Source organism: Amycolatopsis sp. QT-25, assembly GCF_029369745.1.
Classification (GTDB): domain Bacteria; phylum Actinomycetota; class Actinomycetes; order Mycobacteriales; family Pseudonocardiaceae; genus Amycolatopsis.
This window is the reverse complement of the sequence record NZ_CP120210.1, coordinates 7,895,116-7,914,128: the sequence shown is the minus strand read 5'-3', so window position 1 is coordinate 7,914,128 and position 19,013 is coordinate 7,895,116. Positions and strand designations below refer to the sequence as shown.

The window sequence follows — 19,013 nt, the reverse complement described above, 5'->3', positions numbered from 1 at the left end:
CATGGCTGACTTGCGAGTGGGGATCTTCGGATACGGCACCGGCGGGCGCGTCTTCCACGCCCCGCTGGTCGACGCGACGCCGGGGCTGACCCCGGCCGCCATCGTCACCTCGAACCCGGATCGGGTGACGCAGGCGAGCACCGATCATCCGGGCGCCGACGTGCTGCCGGACGCGGACGCGTTGTTCGCGAAATCCGGTGAGCTGGACCTGGTCGTCGTCAGCACGCCGAACCGCACGCACGTCCCGCTCGCGTTACGGGCGATCGAGGCAGGACTACCCGTCGTCGTCGACAAACCCTTCGCGCCGACAGCGGCCGAGGCGGCGAAGGTCGTCGAGGCGGCGAAGGCCAAGGGCGTCGGCCTCACGGTGTTCCAGAACCGGCGGTTCGACTCGGATTTCCTCACCGTCCGGAAGGTCCTCGACGCGGGCCGCCTCGGTGACGTCTTCCGCTTCGAGTCGCGCTACGACCGCTGGGTGCCGAAGCCGCGGGAAAACTGGCGCGAGTTCGGTGATCCCGCCGAGGCTGGTGGGCTGCTCTACGACCTCGGCGCGCATATCGTCGACCAGGCGCTGCACCTGTTCGGCCCGGTCACCGAGGTCTACGCGGAGGTCGACGAACGCCGTGCCGGGGTGTCGGTCGACGACGACGTCTTCGTCGCCCTCCGGCACGCCAACGGGGTGCGCTCACACCTGTGGGCGTCCGCGCTCGCGGGGACCAGGAACCCGCGGTTCCGCGTGCTCGGCGACAAGGCGACCTTCACCAAGTACGGCCTCGACGTCCAAGAACCACAGATCAAGGACGGTGTGCGACCGGGCGACCCCGGCTGGGGCGTCGAACCGTCCTCGGACGCCGGCGTGCTCGGCGTGAACGACGACGTCGAAACCGTGCCCACCGAGGTCGGCCGCTACGAGGACTTCTACGCGCAGGTGCGCGACGCGTTGCTCGGCGAGGGCGATTTCCCGGTGGATCCCCTTTCCGCGGTCGAGGCGCTCCGGATCATCGAAGCCGCTCACCTTTCGGGTGCCGAACGGCGCGTCGTCACCCTCTAGCTTTTCGGCTACTCGTTGTCGCCGCCTCTGCCCTCGCGGCCGGGACCGTTGCCGCCTTCTTCGCCGCCGCCGTTCTCACCGGACGACGGAGGCGGGTTCCGCGAGCTGGACGGCGGTTCTTCCTCGTTCCGTGAAGACGAAGGCGGGGCCGACGGTCCGGTCGACGGCGTGCCGGTCTCGGTCGCGCCCTCGTTCTCGTCCGGCGGGGTCTGCGTCGACGGGACGTTGTCGTTGCCGCCCCCGCCGATGATCTTGACCTTGTCGAAGCGCTCCGCCGGTTTCCCGTTCAGGTACAGGGAGATGAACTTCTGCCAGATCGGCCCGGCGATCGTCGAACCGAAGATCGCCTTGCCGTTCTTGCCCTTCAGCGCCTTGTCACCGTCGCCGCCGACCCACACCGCGGCCGAGATCGACGGCGTGTAGCCGACCATCCAGGTCTGGGAGTTGGAGTCCTTCGCGGACGCGGGCTCGCCCGGCCGGTAGGTGTGCTGCTGGGTTCCGGTCTTGCCCGCGCACTCGTGGCCGTTGGGGCACTTGAGCTTCGAGAACGGGATGACACCCTTGAGCGACTCGGTGACGTTGCCCGCGATCTGCTTGCTCTTGTCGGCGTCGTCGGAGAAAGCGGGCTTCGCCTCCTCCGGGGCCGAGTAAGCGGCCTCGTCCTGCGAGTTGGTCACCTTGGCGACGAAGTGCCTGGTCCGCCGCTGGCCATCGCCCGCGAAGGTCGCGTACGCGGCGGCCATGTCCTCCGGGCTGACGGCCGTCTTGCCACCGCCGAGCGCGATGTTGTTGTCGGCGAACAGTTCGGAGGCGCCCTCGGGGGCGGGTTTGATCCCGGCGTCCTTGGCGGCCTGTGCCACCGGTCCGGGCTTGGTCACGTTCACGACCATGTCGTAGAACACCGTGTTCGCGGAGCGCTGCATCGCTTCGGACACCGTGCACTGCGCCGAACACGAGCTGCCGGGACCGGCGTTCCGGATCGTCTGCTTCCCGAACTGCCGGTTGTTGGAGCCGTCGAACGTCGAGTTGATGCCGCCCTTGCCCAGCTGCAGGTACGCGGTCAGGTCGAACGGCTTCATCGACGACCCGGGGTTCTGCGGCGTGTTCGCCCAGTCCCGGCCCTTTTGATCTTTGCCGTCGGGCCCCTTCACGATGGACGGGCCACCGTAGTACGCCTTCACCCCGCCGGTCTTGGGATCGATCGCGACGAGCGCGTTGAGCAGGTTCTCGTCGGTCTGGCCCTTCATCCCCTCGGCGACCGCCTGCTCGGCCGCGGCCTGCGCCTTCGGGTCGATGGTCGTGTAGACCTTGTAACCACCCCGGTAGTAGTCGTCGGCGGTGATGCCGTTCGCGGCGAGCTCTTCCTTGACCTTGTCGCGGATGAACGGGTTGACCACCCCGGCCTGCTGCTTGTCCTCCTGCGGGATCGGCGTCGGGAACTGCAGGTTCGCACGGTCCGCGGCGGAGAGGAACCCGTTCTGCACCATGCGGTTCAGCGCGACTGTCCAGCGTTCGTTCGCGACCTTCGGGTTCTCCGAACGGCCCGGCTGCTGGATGAGGCCGGCGAGCAGCGCCGCCTCGGAGGCGTTGAGCTCACCGGCGGGCTTGCCGAAGAACGCCTGCGCGGCCGACTCGATCCCGTACGCGCCACGACCGAAGTAGATGATGTTCAGGTACGCCGAGATGATGTCCTTCTTCTCGTACGTCTGGTTCATCTTGAAGGATTTGGCGAGCTCGGTCCATTTACGGGCGAGCGACGATTCGTCGTCCCCGCTGGCGACCTTGATGTACTGCTGGGAGATGGTCGAACCACCGCCCTTGCCCGCGGTCACCTGGTTGTAGACCGCGCGCAGGATGCCGCCGATGTCGAAGCCCGAGTTCGTCTCGAAGGAGGCGTCCTCGGTGGCGATGACCGCCTTCTTGACGATGTCCGGGATCTGCTCCGGGGTCAGGATCTGCCGGTTGCCGCCCTTGGGGACGTCCTTGCCCATCTCGGTGTCGTCGGCGTAGTAGTACGTCACCGCCTGGCCCTGCGTGGCCGCGACGGCCTGCGGCGACGGGACGTCGACGGCGAAGTAGGTGATCACGAACGCGATCGCGGGGATGACGACGAACAGGCAGAACAGCGCGAGCAGCACTCGCCGGACGCGTCTCCACCGGCGCTTCTTGCGCTGCGCCGGGGTGAGGATCGGTTTCCCGTTTTCGCCGGTCTCCGGGCCGTACTGCTCGTCCTCGTACGGCTCTTCGTAACCACGATCGACGGTGCCGTTGTGCTCGTGATGCGTGATGAGGTCCGGCTCGTGCTGCGGCGCGACCGGTGGCCGCTGCGAACGCCGCGGTGGCGGCGGTGGCGGCTGCTGCTGAGGCCCACCCTGCCGTTGCCACGGTGCCTGCCCTGGGCCCTGCCTGCCGGGACCCTGCTGCTGCCCGTATCCCGGAGGCGGTCCGGCGGGGCGGCGGGGCGGTCCGGTGGGGCGTTGCGGACGACGTGCGGGGTCAGGGTCCTGACCTGGCCATCCGCCGTGGGGATCGTCGTTCACTGGGACGTCCTCCGAACCTTTCGTCGGTGAGCGCGGTCCTGCGGTCGCAGGTCTCCTTGCGGTAAAGACGTGTCAGATCGGTTCAGGTTCACCGGCGCCACGAAAAAAGGTGTGCCGGGCGAGTGCCCGGCACACCTTTCTTCATGCGTGCTGCCCGGTGCGCACGGGTCTGTTCCATCCGATGATCACGGGTCTGTTCCATCCGGTCATCACGGGCCTGTTTATCCGATGATCACGGGTCTTCGGCGTTCGGGAACAGCGGATCCGTGGTCCCCGGTCCTGGCCGTGTCGGTTTGGTGGGCTTGGTCGGCTTCGTCGGCCACCCACCGATTGCCGTCGTCTCCGTCGGCGAGGTGGGTGTCGTCGGCGTCGGGGTGGTCGTCGGCGTCTCGGGCGGCGGCGTGGATTTCTCCGGCGGCTTCTGGACCGTCGTCGCGGGCGGCACGTAGCGCGCGTCCTTGCCGATCGCCTTGACGTTCTCGAACTTCTCCGACGGCTTGCCGGTCATGTACCGGGACAGGAAGTCTTCCCAGATCGGACCGGCGATGGTCCGGCCGTAGATCGGCTTGCCGCTCTTGTCGTGCAGCGGCTTGTTGCCGTCGCCGCCGACCCACACCGAGGTCGAGATGCTCGGCGTGTAGCCGACCATCCAGGTCTGCGCGTTGCGGTCGCGGTAGCTCACCGGGTCGCTTTCCTTGAAGTCGTACTGCTGCGTCCCGGTCTTGCCCGCGCACTCGTGTCCCCTCGGGCACTTGAGCTTCGAGTACGGGATGACGTCTTCGAGCGCTTCGGTGACGTTGCCCGCGATCTGCTTGCTCTTGCCGGCGTCCTCGTGGAAGGCGGGAGCTCCCTTGGGAGCCGTCTCGTCGAACTCGACCTCGTCGTCGGAGTTGGTCAGCTTGGCGACGAAATGCTGCTTCTGCCGGATGCCTTCACCGGCGAAGGTGGCGAAACCGGCCGCCATGTCCTCCGCGGTGGTGACCGTGCCACCACCGCCGAGCGCGATGTTGATGTCGGGGCTCAGCTTCGCCTTGCCGCCGTCGGCCTCCACCATCACGCCGGCTTCCTTCGCGGCCTTCGCCACCGGGTCGACCTTCGTCTCGTTGCGGACCATGTCGTAGAACACGGTGTTCGCGGAGACCTTCATCGCCTCGGCGACCGTGCACTGCGTACCGCAGTTGGAGCTCTCGCCCGCGTTCCGGATCGTGCGACCGTCGAACTTCCGGTTGTTGGATCCATCGAAGGTCTCGCCGAGCCCCTTGCCCATCTTGAGGAACGCGGTCAGGTCGAAGGCCTTGAACGCCGAACCGGGGTTGTGCGGCACGTTCGCCCAGTCGATGGCCTGGACGTCCTGGCCCTTGTCGTTCTTCGTCCAGTCCGGGCCGCCCCAGTACGCGACCACGCCGCCGGTCTTGGGGTCTATCGCGACCAGCGCGTTCAGGATGTTCTCGTCCGTCTGGCCCTTCATCCCCTCGGCGACGGACTCCTCGGCCATCTTCTGCGCCTTGGGGTCGATCGTCGTGGTGATCTTGAAGCCGCCCTGGTGCAGCCGGTCCTGGTCGTAGCCGCGGGCTTCGAGTTCGTCGATCACCCGGTTGCGGATGTGCAGGCTCAGCGTCCCGGCGTCGTCGGCCTTCGCCTGCGCCTTGGGGATCGGCTTCGGGAATTGCGCGGTGGCGCGCTCACCCGGGTCGAGCCACTTGTTCGCCACCATCTGGTCCATCACGAAGTTCCAGCGGCGCTGCGCGTACGCGTCGTTCTCGGACTTGCTCGGGCCCTGGATCAGGCCGGCGAGCAAGGCGGCCTCGGGCGCGCCCAGGTCCTTGGCGGGCTTCTTGAAGTAGGCCTGTGCCGCCGCTTCGATGCCGTTCGCGCCGCGGCCGAAGTAGATGGTGTTGAGGTAGGCGGTGATGATCTCCTCTTTGGACATCTGGTTGTTCATCTTGAAGGATTTGGCCAGCTCGGTCCATTTACGGGTGAGCGTCGGCGCCTCGTTGGCCGTGGCCTTCTTGATGTACTGCTGGGAGATCGTCGAACCGCCGCCCTGGCCACCGGTGACGTTGTTGTAGACCGCGCGCAGGATGCCGCCGACGTCGAAACCGGAGTTCGTCTCGAACGACGAGTCCTCGGCCGCGTACACGGCTTTCTTGACCACTTCCGGGACTTCCCCTGGCTTCAGCAGGTACCGGCTCCCGCCGCTGGCGGGCGCGATCTTGCCCATCGGGCTGCCGTCGGCGTACATCAGCGTGATCGGCTGGCTCTGCAGGCTCGCGATGCTTTCCTGCGTCGGGACGTCCACCACGAAATAGGTGATGACGAACGCGACCGCGGGCACCACGACGAACAGGCCGAACGTCGCGTAGAGGACGCGGCGGACGATCCGCCAGCGGCGCTTCTTGCGCTGCTTCGGCGTGAGGACCTTCTTGTCGTCCTCTTCGTCTTCGGCGGGCTCCGCCTCGTCGTCGTGCTGGTCTTCGTCCTCGGCACCGAGGGCGGTGTTTTCGTGACGATCGTCATAGCGATCGTCGTACGGGTCTTCGGTGCCGTTGTGCGCGTGATGGGTGATGAGCTCCGGCTCACGCTCGTACGACTCCGGTTCGACCGGCTGGACCAGCGCGGTCGCCTGGTCGGCGGGAGCCGGGGGGCGGCGGTTGCCGGGCGGCGGGCGACGGCCGACGGCGCCTTGACGGGCACGCGGGTCACCGGCGGGACGACCACCCGGCGGCGGCGGGGGTCCCGGCCTGCGCGGGGGCATGCCGTTGGGGCGGCGCGGGGCCGCGGGACGGCGCGGTTCGCCCGTGTCGCCCATGTCGCCCATGTCGTTGTCGGACGGCCACTGTGGCCCGCCGTCACCGCCCGGCCACTGGGGGTTCGGTGGGGTCGGCGGGTGCGCTGCGCGAGGTGGAGTCGAGCGAGGAGTGCCGTTCGGAGGGGTCCGGCGCTGGGGACGGCGCGGGGGTTCGTCGCTCGGCCAGCCGGGTTCGTCGGCTTCACCCGGCCATTGGGCACGGCGAGGTGCATCAGGCTCCTGGCCTGGCCAGGAGCGGTTGCGGTCGTCGTTCACGAATGGGCCTCCCAGACCGGCGCTTCGGGGGACGCCGCTCTGTGCTCAACTGCGTTTTCGATACCTGTCACCGACCCGCTGTCCTCTGCGACCGGGTCCGTGGCCGGGTGCTTCCCGGATCTCCTGTTCCGAGGACGTAGGAGCGCACCAGGTGGTTCCAGTGACAGCTCCCGCAGACCTCGACCTCGTAGACGGTGAACTCCGCGAAGAGCCCGTCCATCCGCACCAGTTCTTCCGGCGTCTTGGCCGATCCGGCGACGTGCTTGAGCTCGTCGCCGTACACCCAGGACACCAAAGTGAGTCTCTCCCGATGACAGACCGGGCAGTCCTGCTCACCTGGTCGGCCGTGGAATTTCGCGGCCCGCAGGAGGTACGGGCCCGCGTCGCAGACGTCGTACGTGCCGACGCGTCCGGAGTGGACGCCCTTGAGCAGCGAGCGCCGCTGTAAGGCGTAGTCCACGACCTGCCGCTGGTTTCGCACGCCAACAGAGTACGGGCTATTGCCGTGTGGTCCACGCCCCGTTGTCGGCGGGACGGTCCGTGCGCGGTCGGACACGCCGAAGATTCGATAACTCTCCGATGAATTTCGGCCGGATTCCCGGCTACTCGATCGGGGTTAGCTACACCACTCCGATGTATCGGCGCGATATAGTGGGCCGGTAGGTTGACCGAACCGGTCACGGTGGCCAACGTGACCGGTCGTGGTTTGTTCCCGGAAGGGGGTGCGGTGTGCTCGAGCTCGCGATCTTGGGGCTGCTGCACGAGACCCCCATGCACGGGTACGTGCTGCGCAAACGTTTGCATGAGACGCTCGGGATGTTCCGGACGTTCTCGTACGGCTCGCTGTACCCGACCTTGCGTCGGCTGCTTCGCGCCGGTTACCTCGTCGAGGAGCTCGAAGAGGTGGAAGACCGGGCATGGGCACGCCGGGGCAAGCGCGTGTACAAGCTCACCGCCGAGGGCAAGGAACGGTTCGCCGAACTGCTCGGCGACGCCGGGCCGCAGACGTGGGACGACGAAGGCTTCGGCGTCCATTTGGCGTTCTTTTCGAGGACACCGGCCGACGTCAGGATGCGAATCCTGGAAGGCCGTCGTCGCCGGGTCGAGGAACGCCGAGAAGGGCTTCGGACGGCAATGGCGCGGGCCGAGGAGAAGATCGACCGCTACACCCGTGAACTGCACCGGCTCGGGCTGGAATCCAGTGAGCGGGAGGTGCGCTGGCTCAACGAGCTCATCGCGCACGAACAGGCCGAGCAGCGTGGACCGGAGACCTGAGGCGCTCTGTGGTCCTCGCTGCGCACCACCTACAACTGTTGAACTAATGAAGGAGAAACCGGCATGGGCGAGAACCGCCGCGTTCGGGTGGCCATCGTGGGCGTCGGCAACTGTGCGGCCTCGCTGGTCCAGGGCGTTCAGTACTACCGCGACGCGGATGCCGGCACTCGCGTGCCCGGGTTGATGCACGTCGTGTTCGGTGAGTACCACGTCCGCGACATCGAGTTCGTCGCCGCGTTCGACGTGGACGCCAAGAAGGTCAGCCGCGACCTGTCCGAGGCGATCTTCGCCAGCGAGAACAACACCGTCAAGATCGCCGACGTGCCGCCGCTGGGCGTCACCGTGCAGCGCGGTCACACCTACGACGGGCTCGGCCGCTTCTATCGCGAGACCATCGAGGAATCCGACGAGACCCCGGTCGACATCGTCGCGGCACTGCGCGAGGCCGAAGTCGACGTGCTCGTGTCGTACCTGCCGGTGGGTTCCGAAGAGGCCGACAAGTTCTACGCGCAGGCGTGCATCGACGCCGGTGTGGCGTTCGTCAACGCGCTGCCGGTGTTCATCGCTTCCGACCCCGAGTGGGCGGAGAAGTTCCGCGCGGCCGGTGTCCCGATCGTCGGTGACGACATCAAGTCCCAGGTCGGCGCCACCATCACGCACCGCGTGCTGGCGAAGCTGTTCGAGGATCGCGGCGTCCAGCTCGACCGGACGATGCAGCTCAACGTGGGCGGGAACATGGACTTCCTGAACATGAAGGAGCTGGAGCGGCTCGAGTCGAAGAAGATTTCGAAGACCCAGTCGGTCACGTCGCAGGTCGACCGCGAGCTCGGCAAGGGCAACGTCCACATCGGGCCGTCCGACTACGTGCAGTGGCTCGACGACCGCAAGTGGGCCTACGTCCGGCTCGAGGGCCGCGCCTTCGGTGACGTGCCGCTGAACCTGGAGTACAAGCTCGAGGTGTGGGACTCGCCGAACTCGGCGGGCATCATCATCGACGCCGTGCGCGCCGCGAAGATCGCGAAGGACCGCGGCATCGGTGGCCCGATCCTCTCGGCTTCCTCGTACTTCATGAAGTCGCCGCCGGAGCAGTACGACGACGCCACCGCGCGCGACGAGGTGGAGAAGTTCATCGCCGGCGAGGCGTGACCCCCCGTAGCGCGCTATGAAGGGGCCTTTCATTGCAAATTTTGCAATGAAAGGCCCCTTCATAGCACTCGCGTAGGGCGCCTCAGCCCTCCTGAAGCGCCGCCGGCAGGTCCGTGATCTTCCCCATCACCGTCGTCTCCGCCAATACCGAAGGGTCCGGCGGAAAGTGCGGATTCGGCACCGCGTACACCGTCATCCCCGCGGCCAGCGCCGCGCGCAGCCCGTTCGTCGTGTCCTCCACGGCCGCGCAGTTCTTCGGCTCCTCGCCCAGCAGCTCGGCCGCCTTCAGGTACACGTCGGGCGCCGGTTTCCCCGCGCCGACCTGCTCCGAAGACACCGCCGTCGGCACCGGCAGCCGGGTGATGTCGAGGAAGGCCTTGATCAGCAGCGGCGGTGACGAGCTCGCGATGGCCACCGGCCAGTGCTTCGCGACTTCACGCACCACCCCCGGCGCGCCCGGGATGATCGGCGGTTTCTCCGCGTACCGCCGCGCCATCCGCTCGATCACCACCTGCGCCACGTCCGAGGGCCGGAGCCGCACGCCGAGGTCGTGCGCCAGGTAGGCGGCCCATTCGGGGGTGCTCATCCCTTGCATCGCCCTGGTCGACTCGTCCCGCCAGGTGCCGTGGAACTCGTGGACGACGGATCGCCGGACCTCGTCCCACAGCTTTTCCGAATCCACCAGGACACCGTCGAGATCGAAGATCACCGCTTCCACACTCCCAAGCCTAGGCCGTGGAGACCTGTGCGGCAGATTACTTAGCTATGCTCAGTAATTTGGTTAGCATAGCTAAGTGACCACGAAAGCCGCCGACCTCGCCCACCGGCTGCGCCCGCTGGTGTTCCGGCTGTACTACCTCGTCCGCCGGGAGACGCCGCAGGTGCGGCTCACCCTCACCCAGGGATCGGTGCTGTCGGAGCTGCTGAACGGCGGTCCGCGCCGGATGAGCACGCTCGCCGACCTGGAGCGGGTCCGGCTGCCGACGATGACCGACGTCGTCCGCCGTCTCGACCGGCTCGGCCTGGTCAGCCGCCGTCGCGATCCCGCCGACGGCCGGGCGGTACTCGTCGAGGTCACCGAGGAGGGGCGGCGCTTCCATCGGCAGTTGATCGTCGCCAGGGAGGAATTCCTCCGCGAGCGGCTCTTCGAGCTGGACGAGACCGATCGCGCCGCGATCGAAGCCGCACTCCCCGCTCTCACCAGGTTGTTGCACGAAGAAAAGAAGGAGGAACTGATCCGCGATGAGCGCTGAGCACCACTCGAGCCTGTTGGACGCCGTCAAGGGGCAGCCCAAACAGGTATGGATCACCGCGTTCGCCGCGGTCATCGCGTTCATGGGCATCGGGCTGGTCGACCCGATCCTGCTGTCGATCGCCGAAGGCCTGCAAGCGACGCCGTCCGAAGTGACGCTGCTGTTCTCCAGCTACCTCGGTGTCCAGGCGGTCGCCATGCTGGTCACCGGCGCGATGAGTGCCCGGTTCGGGGCCAAGCGGACCGTGGTCGTCGGGCTGACGCTGGTCGTCGTCGCCACCGCGCTCTGCGCCGCCTCCGGGTCGATCGAGCAGCTCATCGGGCTGCGTGCGGTCTGGGGTCTCGGCAACGCCTTCTTCATCGCGACCGCGCTTTCGGTCATCGTCGGCGCCGCGACCGGCGGCCAGGCGGGTGCGATCCTGCTGTACGAAGCCGCGCTGGGGGTCGGCCTCGCGGTCGGCCCGCTGCTGGGCGCCCTGCTCGGCAGCATCTCCTGGCGTGGCCCGTTCTTCGGCACTTCGCTGCTGATGCTGTGCGGTCTCGTGCTGTGCTCGGTCTTCCTGACCACCGACGCGAAGGAAAAGCGGCCCGGGATCCGGCTGCTCGACCCGTTCCGCGCGCTGAAGCACGGCGGGCTGCTGCGCACCTCGATCGGTTCCGCGCTCTACACCGCCGCGTTCTTCGTGGTGCTGGCCTGGTCGCCGTTCGTGCTGGAGTGGAGCGCCGTCGCCGTCGGCCTGATCTTCTGCGGCTGGGGCCTTTCGGTCGCCGTCGCGGGGGTGGTGCTGGCGCCGAAGCTCGCCGCGAAACTCGGTGAGCGGCACGCGACCGTGGTCGCCGTGTTCGGCTACGCCGTGCTGCTCCTGATCATGGCGATCCCGAGCAAGCCGGTGCTGGTGGTCGGCATCGTCCTGTCCGGTCTGGTGTCCGGCCTGCTCAACACGCTCTTCACCGGCACGGCCATGTCGATCAGCGGCGCCCCGCGTCCCGTCGCGAGCGCCGGGTACAACTTCTGCCGCTGGCTCGGCGGCGCGGTCGCCGCGACCGTCGTCGGCCACCTTGCCGAGTGGTTCGGCGCCAAGCAGGCGCCGTTCGTCATCGCCGCGATCCTGTGCGTGCTCGCCGGTGCCCTGCTGACGATCCGTGAGAAGACCGCCGACCCGCACACGATCCCGGCCGAAGCGGCCCTCGTGGGCGAAGAGATGTGAATCGGAACAAAAAGTGAACACCGGACCAACGAGGGGTTTCCTCTCGTTGGTCCGGTGCCTTAGCGTCGACCTCTCGAACCGCAGATGCGGAGGTCCGCGTGAAGTTCCTTCCGTTGCTGGCCGGCCACTCACCAAGCCGGGCGTCAGTGACCTGTACTTACCGCTGTGGCGACGCGTGCTTCCACGACGCGCCGAACACGTCGGACAACCCCACCTTCGCCGACGTGCTCGGCACGGTGAGCCGCCGTGGCGCGTTGAAGGCGTCGGCCGTCGTCGCGCTGGCCGCCGGCACTCCGCTCGCGCTCGCCGGGCACGCCTCGGCCGAGCCGGCGGCCGAGCCGGCAGGCCGGGGACGGCCGAAGCCGCCGCCCGGCACCGACTACCAGCGGGTCCAGCCGAACACTCTCGACGCCGTCGTGGTGCCCGAGGGCTACGAACAGGGCATCGTGATCCGCTGGGGTGACGCGGTGCTGCCCGGCGCGCCGAAGTTCGACTTCGACCACCAAACCGCCGAGGCGCAGGCGAAGCAGTTCGGCTACAACTGCGACTTCGCCGCGCTGCTGCCACTCGATCACTGGGGCCTCTCCTCGCTCCTGGTCACGAACCACGAGTACACCTCCGAAGAGTTCATGTTCCGCGGTTACGACCGGGACAACCCGACCGAGGAACAGGTCAGGATCGCGTGGGCCGCCCACGGGCTGACCGTCGTCCAGGTGACGCGCGGACGCGACACCGGACATCTGCGGCCGAAGATGTCCCGCTACAACCGGCGGATCACCCTGCACACGCCGTTCAGGGTGACGGGTCCGGCGGCGGGCGGCGACCTGCTCAAGACCGCCGCGGACCCCACCGGAACGGTGGTGCTGGGCACGATGAACAACTGCGCGGGCGGGGTCACGCCGTGGGGCACGATCCTGTCCGGCGAGGAGAACATCAACCAGTACTTCGGCAACGCGGACACGGTGGCCGACCCGGTGAAGCGCAAGCGATACGCGCGCTACGGCATCAAGGGCACCGCGACCACCCGCAAATGGGAGCGGTTCGACGCGCGCTGGGACATCGCCAGGGAACCGAACGAGGCCCACCGCTTCGGCTGGGTGATCGAACTGGACCCGAACGATCCGGACAGCACCCCGGTCAAGCACACGCATCTGGGCCGGTTCAAGCACGAGACGGCGAACATCCGCGTGGCCAAGGACGGCCGCGTGGTCGCCTACTCCGGTGACGACGAGCGCTTCGAGTACATCTACAAGTTCATCTCGAAGGGCCGCATGAAGCCGGGCGACAGCGCCCATGCTCGGCGGCACAACATGACCCTGCTCGACGACGGCACGCTCTACGTCGGCCGGTTCACCGGCGACAGCCCGGCCGCCGAAATCGACGGCTCCGGAAAACTGCCCGGCGACGGTGAATTCGACGGCGGCGGCGAGTGGATCCCGCTGGCTTCGGGCAAGAAGTCCTTCGTGGACGGAATGACCGCCGAAGAGGTGTACGTCTTCACCCGCGAGGCGGCCGACAAGGTGGGCGCCACGAAGATGGACCGCCCGGAGGACATCCAGGCGCATCCGCGCACCGGCCGGATCTACTGCGCCCTCAGCAACAACGTCGAACGCGGCAACCCCGGCAAGGAAGGCGCCACCGAACCCAATCCGCGGCTGAACAACAAGCACGGCCAGGTGCTGGAGGTCGAGGAACGGCGCGGAGACGCACTCGCGCTGACCTTCAGCTGGCGGTTGTTCCTGGTGTGCGGTGATCCGGCGGCACCGGACACCTACTTCGCCGGTTTCCCCAAGGACCAGGTCTCGCCGATCTCCAGCCCGGACAACGTGGCCTTCGACGCTCACGGCAACCTGTGGATCTCCACCGACTCGGCGGGCGCGCTCGGCATCAACGACGGCCTCTACTCGGTGCCGCTGGAGGGCCGCAACCGCGGGGAGCTGAAGCTGTTCCTCACCGTGCCCCGCGGCGCGGAGACCTGCGGGCCGATCGTCGAGCGGAAGATCGTCACGGTCTGTGTCCAGCATCCGGGTGAAGTGGACGGTGCGAACGCCGACAAACCGGCCTCCCATTGGCCGGACGGCGGGGAAACCCAGCCTCGTCCCTCGGTGGTGGCGGTCTGGAAACCCGGCAGGCACGGCCTGTCCGACATCGGTTCTTAGTCGGTAAGCAACGATCTAGCAGTACTTTTCGTCGATGGCGCGCTGCCGGGTCGGGCAGCGCGCCATCGCTCGTTCGCGCGCTGTTCATCTGCCGGCCAGAGCCGGATCGTTTTGGTCGCTTACCGTCACAACGTTCCCCCGACTGGACTACGTGTACCCACCGCGACCATGGAGGCCCTGTGTCCTTCGAGCCTCAGCGGCTGCTGCCGTTGATCACCTCCCACCCCGGTGGCCGCTCCGCGGTCACCTGCGAGTACCGCTGCGGCAACGCGTGCGCCCACCCCGAGCCCAACACGTCGGACAACGAATACTTCGGCGACGTCGTCAAGGACATGCTGTCCCGCCGTGGCGCCCTGAAGGCCGGCGCCGTGCTGGCCGCGGCCGCCGGTGGTTTCGCCGCGCTGTCCGGCACGGCCGCCGCCGAAACCCCCGTCGAGGCCGCGGGGCACGGCAAGCCGGGCCGTCCCGGACGCCCGGTGCCCGGCACCGACTTCGAAGCCGTGCCGCCGAACACGCTCGACGCGATCACCATCCCCGAGGGATACGAGCAGCGCGTCGTCATCCGCTGGGGCGACGCCGTCGAGTGGGGCGCGCCGAAGTTCGATTTCCGCAAGCAGACCGCGGCCGCGCAGGCGAAGCAGTTCGGCTACAACTGCGACTTCGTCGGCCTGATTCCGCAGGATCCGCTGGGCATCCGCAACCTGCTGGTGGTGAACCACGAGTACACCACCGAGGTCCACATGTTCCCGGCCGACCAGTACGACCCGGCCAACCCGACCGAGGAGCAGGTCAAGATCGCGTGGGCCGCGCACGGCCTCTCGGTCGTCCAGGCCTTCCGCGACCCGATCGGCGGCGCGCTGCGCGTGACGCCGAGCCCGTTCAACCGCCGCATCACGCTGAACACCGCCTTCGAGGTGCGTGGCCCGGCCGCCGGTTCGAAGTACCTCAAGACCTCCGCGGACCCCACCGGCCGCAAGGTCTTCGGCACGCAGAACAACTGCGCCGGTGGCGTGACCCCTTGGGGCACCGTGCTTTCCGGTGAGGAGAACGTCAACCAGTACTTCGCCAACGCGGCGAGCGTCACCGACCCGGTCGCCGCCGCGCGGCTGAAGCGGTACGGCTTCTCCGGCACCGCCAGCACCCGGAAGTGGGAGCGGTTCGACAAGCGCTGGGACCTCGCGCAGGAGCCCAACGAGGCCAACCGCTTCGGCTGGGTCGTCGAAATCGACCCGAACGACCCGAACTCGACACCGATCAAGCACACGGCGCTCGGCCGCTTCAAGCACGAAGCCGCGAACGTCAAGATCACCAAGGACGGCCGCGTCGCCGTCTACTCCGGTGACGACGAGCGCTTCGAGTACATCTACAAGTTCGTCTCCAAGGGCAAGTACAAGCCGGGCAAGAGCGCGCACGCGCGTCGCCACAACTCGGCGCTGCTCGACGACGGCACCCTGTACGTCGCCCGCTTCACCGGCGACAGCCCGGCCGCCGAGATCGACGGCACCGGAAAGCTGCCCGCCGACGGCGAATTCGACGGCGTCGGCGAGTGGATCCCGCTGGCCGCCGGCAACAAGTCCTTTGTGGACGGCTTCACCGCCGAAGAGGTCTACGTCTTCACCCGTGAGGCCGCGGACAAGGTCCAGCCGACCAAGATGGACCGCCCCGAGGACATCGAGCCGAACCCGGTCAACGGCCGGATCTACGCGGCGCTGACCAACAACAGCCAGCGTGGCCCCGCCGGCAAGGCGAACGTCGACGAGGCGAACCCGCGGCCGAACAACCGCAACGGGCATGTCCTGGAGTGGGAGGAGGACCGCGGCGACGCCGCGGCCACGAAGTTCTCCTGGCGGCTGCTGCTCGTCTGCGGGGACCCGAAGACGGCGGACACCTACTTCGGCGGCTTCCCGAAGGAGCAGGTCAGCCCGATCTCCTGCCCGGACAACGTCGCGTTCGACCGGCACGGCAACCTGTGGATCTCCACCGACGGCAACGCGCTCGGCTCCCACGACGGCCTGTTCTCGGTGCCGGTCGACGGTCCGGAACGCGGGCACGTCAAGCAGTTCCTGTCGGTCCCGGTGGGCGCGGAATGCTGTGGCCCGGTGGTGACCGACCACCTGGTGCTCGTCGCCGTGCAGCATCCCGGTGAGGACGCGGCCAGCTCCGCGAACCCGACGTCGCACTGGCCGGACGGTGGCACGACGCAGCCGCGGCCGTCGATCGTTTCGGTGTGGAAGAAGGGCCGCTGGGGCCAGGTCGGCCGCATCGGCGTCAAGTAGTGGCCTCCGGCGCCCCGATCACTCTCGGCAAGACTCTTCCGCCTGATCGGGGCGCCGGACGACACCGTTCGGTGATGACGCCACCCCGTCCCGCTCATTAGCTTCAGCCCTGTGAAAAGGGCACTGGTGTTCATGGCGGCAGGCACACTCGTGATGGGCGTCGTTTCCGCGTCTGCGCAGGCCGCGACCGTCCCGTCCGGCTGCACCGGCGGCGCCGCACCGAATCCGAGTGTGGAGCAGGGCAGCCCGCCTGCCGGGTACACGTTCAACCCGGCCGCCCCGGTGCCCGACGGAACGCCGAGGAGCAAGCAGCCGCGGCTGTCGACGGACGACGATTACCAGTCCGACGGTGGCAGATACGCTCTGATCTCGACGCCGGACAAGATGGTCAGCACCGCTTACGCGGCGATGAAGTTCGTGCCCGGCGCCGTCTACACGCTGACCGACTGGACCGGCACGAACGATGGCAACCTGCGGCGCGCGGAGGCCGTCCAGGAGACGGGGCTGCGGTTCTACAACGGGTCCGGCCAGGTCGTCCTGGAGAACAAGCTCAAGGTCGTGCACGCCGTCGAGGCGGACGGCGCGCTGGCCCGGCAGGACTTCCCGCCGTCGACCGCCCCGCCGTCGGCGAGTTCGGTGAGGTTCTTCGCCGCCACCGACCGCAACTGGGTGATGTGGGACTGCGTCCACCTGCAGATCGCCTCGTTGTCGGCCAAGGCGGAGGTGCGGGATCCGGCGACCGGGACGTGGGGCGCCACGGCCACGCTGGAGGCGGGCACCACCGCGAACTACCGGTTCACCGTCACCAACGACGGCACCACGACCCTGACCGACATCAAGGTCGTGGACCCGTGGTGCGACGTGAAGCCCACCCCGATCGCGACCCTCGAGGCCGGCCAAGCCGCGACCGTCACCTGCGACCACAAGAACGTCACCGAAGCGGACAACGGTCACGTGAGCACCGTGACCGTCTCCAGCGGCACGGTGCCGAAGAAGACCGCGACCACCACGATCAAGGTCACCCCGCCGCCCGCGATCGACGAGATCGGCGAGTTCGTCTGGACCGACCTCGACGGGAACGGGCTGCAGGACTCCGGGGAGCCGGGCGTTCAGGGCGTGAAGGTGACTTTGAAGGACGCGTCGGGCACGGCGCTCGGGACACGCACCACGGACGACGGCGGCAAGTACCGCTTCACCAACCTGAAAGACGGCATCTACCAGGTCTGCTTCGACATCAGCGGGCTTCCCGTCACGTACACGACGAAGGACGCGGGCGACGACGCGAAGGACTCGGACGCCGACCCGGCGAACGGCTGCACCGCGACCACCGCGGTCGGCCCTCGCAACCGTGTCGACCTGACGCTCGCGGCGGGATTGACCGCGCCGACGAGCAGGCTGGGCGACTTCGTGTGGCTGGACAAGGACAAGGACGGCCTCCAGAGCCGCGACGAACTCGGCGTCCCCGACGTGAAGGTGACGTTGAAGGACGCTTCGGGCACCGAGACGAGCTCGACCGTGACCGGGCCGGACGGGCGCTACGCCTTCGACCGTGTGCCGCCGGGCTCGTACCAAGTGTGCTTCGACGTCGGCGCACGTCAGCCGACCCAGCCCGGCGCGGCGCGGTACGACGGCACCGATTCGGCGGTGGATCCCGCGACCGGCTGCACGCCGGTGGCCGAGCCGGACGCACCCGAGGACCTGACCAGGGACGCCGGACTGCTCGAGCCGTGAACTCGCGGCCCCGAACTCACGTGATCGACCACCGCACACGCGAGTTACGCCTCCGATCACGCGTGTGCGCCCGCCAATCACGCGAGTTACGCCTCCGATCACGCGAGTTCGCTGCTCAATCACGCGAGTTACGCCTCCGATCACGCGAGTTCGCTGCTCAATCACGCGAGTTACGCCATCTCCGCACCGTCCACGAGCGAGAACTGTCGGTGGGTGCCGCTAACGTCGCCCACCGTGACCGAACCCTCGTTTCTGACCACCACCCGCGAGTCCTACGACACTGTCGCCGAGGACTACGTGGCGCGGGTCGAGCCGCTCTTCGAACAGGAGCCGATCAGCCGCGCGATGCTCGCCGCGTTCGCCGAGCAGGTACGCGGCCCGGTCGTCGACGTCGGTTGCGGCCCTGGTCATGTCACCGCCCATCTGGCGTCGCTCGGCCTCGACGTCACCGGTGTCGACTTGTCGCCGAAGATGATCGAGATCGCCCGCCGTCGTCATCCTGAGCTGCGGTTCTTCGTCGGCTCGATGACGGCCCTCGATCTCCCCGACGGCGAACTGGGCGGTCTCGTCGCCTGGTGGTCGATCTTCCACCTCCCGCCGGAGGTGCTCCCGGCGGTGTTCACGGAGTTCCGCCGTGTGCTAGCGCCGGGTGGGCGAGTGCTGCTCGGGTTCCACGTCGGCGACGAGCGCCTGAGCCCGAAGACGGCGTACGGCCACCCGGTCACCTACGACGCGTACCTGCTGGAACCCGGCCGGGTCGCCGATCTACTGGAGCGGACCGGCTTCGAGGTCGCCGCACGGCTGGCCATGGAAGGGAGGAAGCTGCCCCAAGCCTGCCTTGCCGCCCGCGCGGTCTGACTCGCGGGCCGCGGGTCTGATCTCCTGCGCACGCAACCGAGGCGGGCGGGTCGAGGCCAACACCAGTCCGTTGTGGACAGTGGCGTTGAGCGTTTTCGGTTGATACCCGGGGTTCCGCTGGAGTGGATCTCGGCGATCATCGGACTGGTCTTCTCGGTCACCGGGCTGTTCTTCGGCCTGGACGGCGCCCGGCGGCTCTATCAGCCGCTGGCGGTCCACGGTTTCGCGCCTGGCGGCGCGCTGGTGATGTGCGCGTTGCCGCCGTTCCGCGACTTCGCGACGTCCGGGCTCGAGACCGGCCTGATCATCTTGTGGCTGGGCGGTACCTGGTGGCCGCTCGTCCGCCGGGTGTCCACAATGGACGACCTGCGGGCCTGGCCGGTCGCGCTGGTCGCCGGGCTGGGACCGTTGGTGCGGCCTGATCTCCGCACTCTTCGGCGTTGTCGCCTTGAC

At 68.1% G+C, this 19,013-nt stretch carries 14 protein-coding genes; 9 read left to right on the top strand and 5 right to left on the bottom strand.

All coding sequences use genetic code 11. The features are described 5' to 3' along the window. Position 1: 1 nt before the first annotated feature. Positions 2-1,051 carry a Gfo/Idh/MocA family oxidoreductase gene (locus P3102_RS37365; RefSeq protein ID WP_276365364.1) on the top strand — a complete coding sequence of 350 codons (1,050 nt, stop codon included), beginning with the start codon at positions 2-4 and terminating at the stop codon, positions 1,049-1,051. Positions 1,052-1,059: 8 nt separating this feature from the next. Here P3102_RS37365 and P3102_RS37360 read toward each other — a convergent pair whose 3' ends face one another. The 3 genes from P3102_RS37360 to P3102_RS37350 all read right to left on the bottom strand — a co-directional run bounded on the left by P3102_RS37360 (position 1,060) and on the right by P3102_RS37350 (position 7,136). Continuing rightward, positions 1,060-3,591 (bottom strand): transglycosylase domain-containing protein, encoded by a 2,532-nt coding sequence (locus P3102_RS37360; protein WP_276365363.1) that lies wholly within the window; start codon positions 3,589-3,591, stop codon positions 1,060-1,062. Between the two features lie 232 nt (positions 3,592-3,823). Then, on the bottom strand, positions 3,824-6,205 hold the full coding sequence (locus P3102_RS37355) for a transglycosylase domain-containing protein (RefSeq protein ID WP_276371543.1): 2,382 nt from the start codon (positions 6,203-6,205) through the stop codon (positions 3,824-3,826). Between the two features lie 517 nt (positions 6,206-6,722). Continuing rightward, complete coding sequence (locus tag P3102_RS37350; RefSeq protein WP_276365361.1) at positions 6,723-7,136, bottom strand: DUF5318 domain-containing protein; 414 nt, start codon at positions 7,134-7,136, stop codon at positions 6,723-6,725. A 248-nt stretch (positions 7,137-7,384) separates the two neighbouring features. Between P3102_RS37350 and P3102_RS37345 the strand changes: the two genes are divergently transcribed. Beyond that, positions 7,385-7,930: a PadR family transcriptional regulator gene (locus tag P3102_RS37345; RefSeq protein WP_005168208.1), complete on the top strand. Its 546-nt coding sequence runs from the start codon at positions 7,385-7,387 to the stop codon at positions 7,928-7,930. Positions 7,931-7,993: 63 nt separating this feature from the next. Then, on the top strand, positions 7,994-9,076 hold the full coding sequence (locus P3102_RS37340; protein WP_276365355.1) for an inositol-3-phosphate synthase: 1,083 nt from the start codon (positions 7,994-7,996) through the stop codon (positions 9,074-9,076). Between the two features lie 82 nt (positions 9,077-9,158). On the opposite strand, the gene P3102_RS37335 is transcribed toward P3102_RS37340, so the two are convergent. Further along, complete coding sequence (locus tag P3102_RS37335; protein WP_276365353.1) at positions 9,159-9,794, bottom strand: HAD family phosphatase; 636 nt, start codon at positions 9,792-9,794, stop codon at positions 9,159-9,161. A gap of 76 nt (positions 9,795-9,870) precedes the next feature. Here P3102_RS37335 and P3102_RS37330 point away from each other — a divergent pair, with 76 nt between their 5' ends. The 6 genes from P3102_RS37330 (at position 9,871) to P3102_RS37305 (ending at position 18,560) form a co-directional block, all read left to right on the top strand. Continuing rightward, the gene (locus P3102_RS37330) at positions 9,871-10,329 is read left to right on the top strand and encodes a MarR family transcriptional regulator (RefSeq protein WP_276365352.1); all 459 of its coding nucleotides are present in this window, start codon (positions 9,871-9,873) and stop codon (positions 10,327-10,329) included. Continuing rightward, entirely contained in the window at positions 10,319-11,536 is a 1,218-nt protein-coding gene (locus P3102_RS37325; RefSeq protein ID WP_276365351.1) for an MFS transporter, read from the top strand. Before P3102_RS37330 ends, P3102_RS37325 begins: the two co-directional genes overlap by 11 nt. Before the next feature lie 98 nt (positions 11,537-11,634). Beyond that, the gene (locus P3102_RS37320; protein WP_276365350.1) at positions 11,635-13,695 is read left to right on the top strand and encodes a PhoX family phosphatase; all 2,061 of its coding nucleotides are present in this window, start codon (positions 11,635-11,637) and stop codon (positions 13,693-13,695) included. A gap of 179 nt (positions 13,696-13,874) precedes the next feature. Further along, entirely contained in the window at positions 13,875-15,971 is a 2,097-nt protein-coding gene (locus P3102_RS37315; RefSeq protein WP_276365349.1) for a PhoX family phosphatase, read from the top strand. Between the two features lie 111 nt (positions 15,972-16,082). Beyond that, the gene (locus P3102_RS37310; protein ID WP_276365348.1) at positions 16,083-17,702 is read left to right on the top strand and encodes an SdrD B-like domain-containing protein; all 1,620 of its coding nucleotides are present in this window, start codon (positions 16,083-16,085) and stop codon (positions 17,700-17,702) included. 234 nt (positions 17,703-17,936) lie between these two features. Further along, on the top strand, positions 17,937-18,560 hold the full coding sequence (locus P3102_RS37305) for a class I SAM-dependent methyltransferase (RefSeq protein WP_276365347.1): 624 nt from the start codon (positions 17,937-17,939) through the stop codon (positions 18,558-18,560). Positions 18,561-18,760: 200 nt separating this feature from the next. Here the strand turns inward: P3102_RS37305 and P3102_RS37300 are convergent, their stop codons facing one another. Further along, entirely contained in the window at positions 18,761-18,991 is a 231-nt protein-coding gene (locus P3102_RS37300; protein ID WP_276365346.1) for a hypothetical protein, read from the bottom strand. Positions 18,992-19,013: the final 22 nt, after the last annotated feature.

Excerpts from the sequence above, each read along its gene's own strand:
- P3102_RS37365 (WP_276365364.1), top strand. The coding sequence starts at position 2 with ATGGCTGACTTGCGAGTGGGGATCTTCGGATACGGCACCGGCGGGCGC.
- P3102_RS37340 (WP_276365355.1), top strand. The coding sequence starts at position 7,994 with ATGGGCGAGAACCGCCGCGTTCGGGTGGCCATCGTGGGCGTCGGCAAC.
- P3102_RS37325 (WP_276365351.1), top strand. The coding sequence starts at position 10,319 with ATGAGCGCTGAGCACCACTCGAGCCTGTTGGACGCCGTCAAGGGGCAG.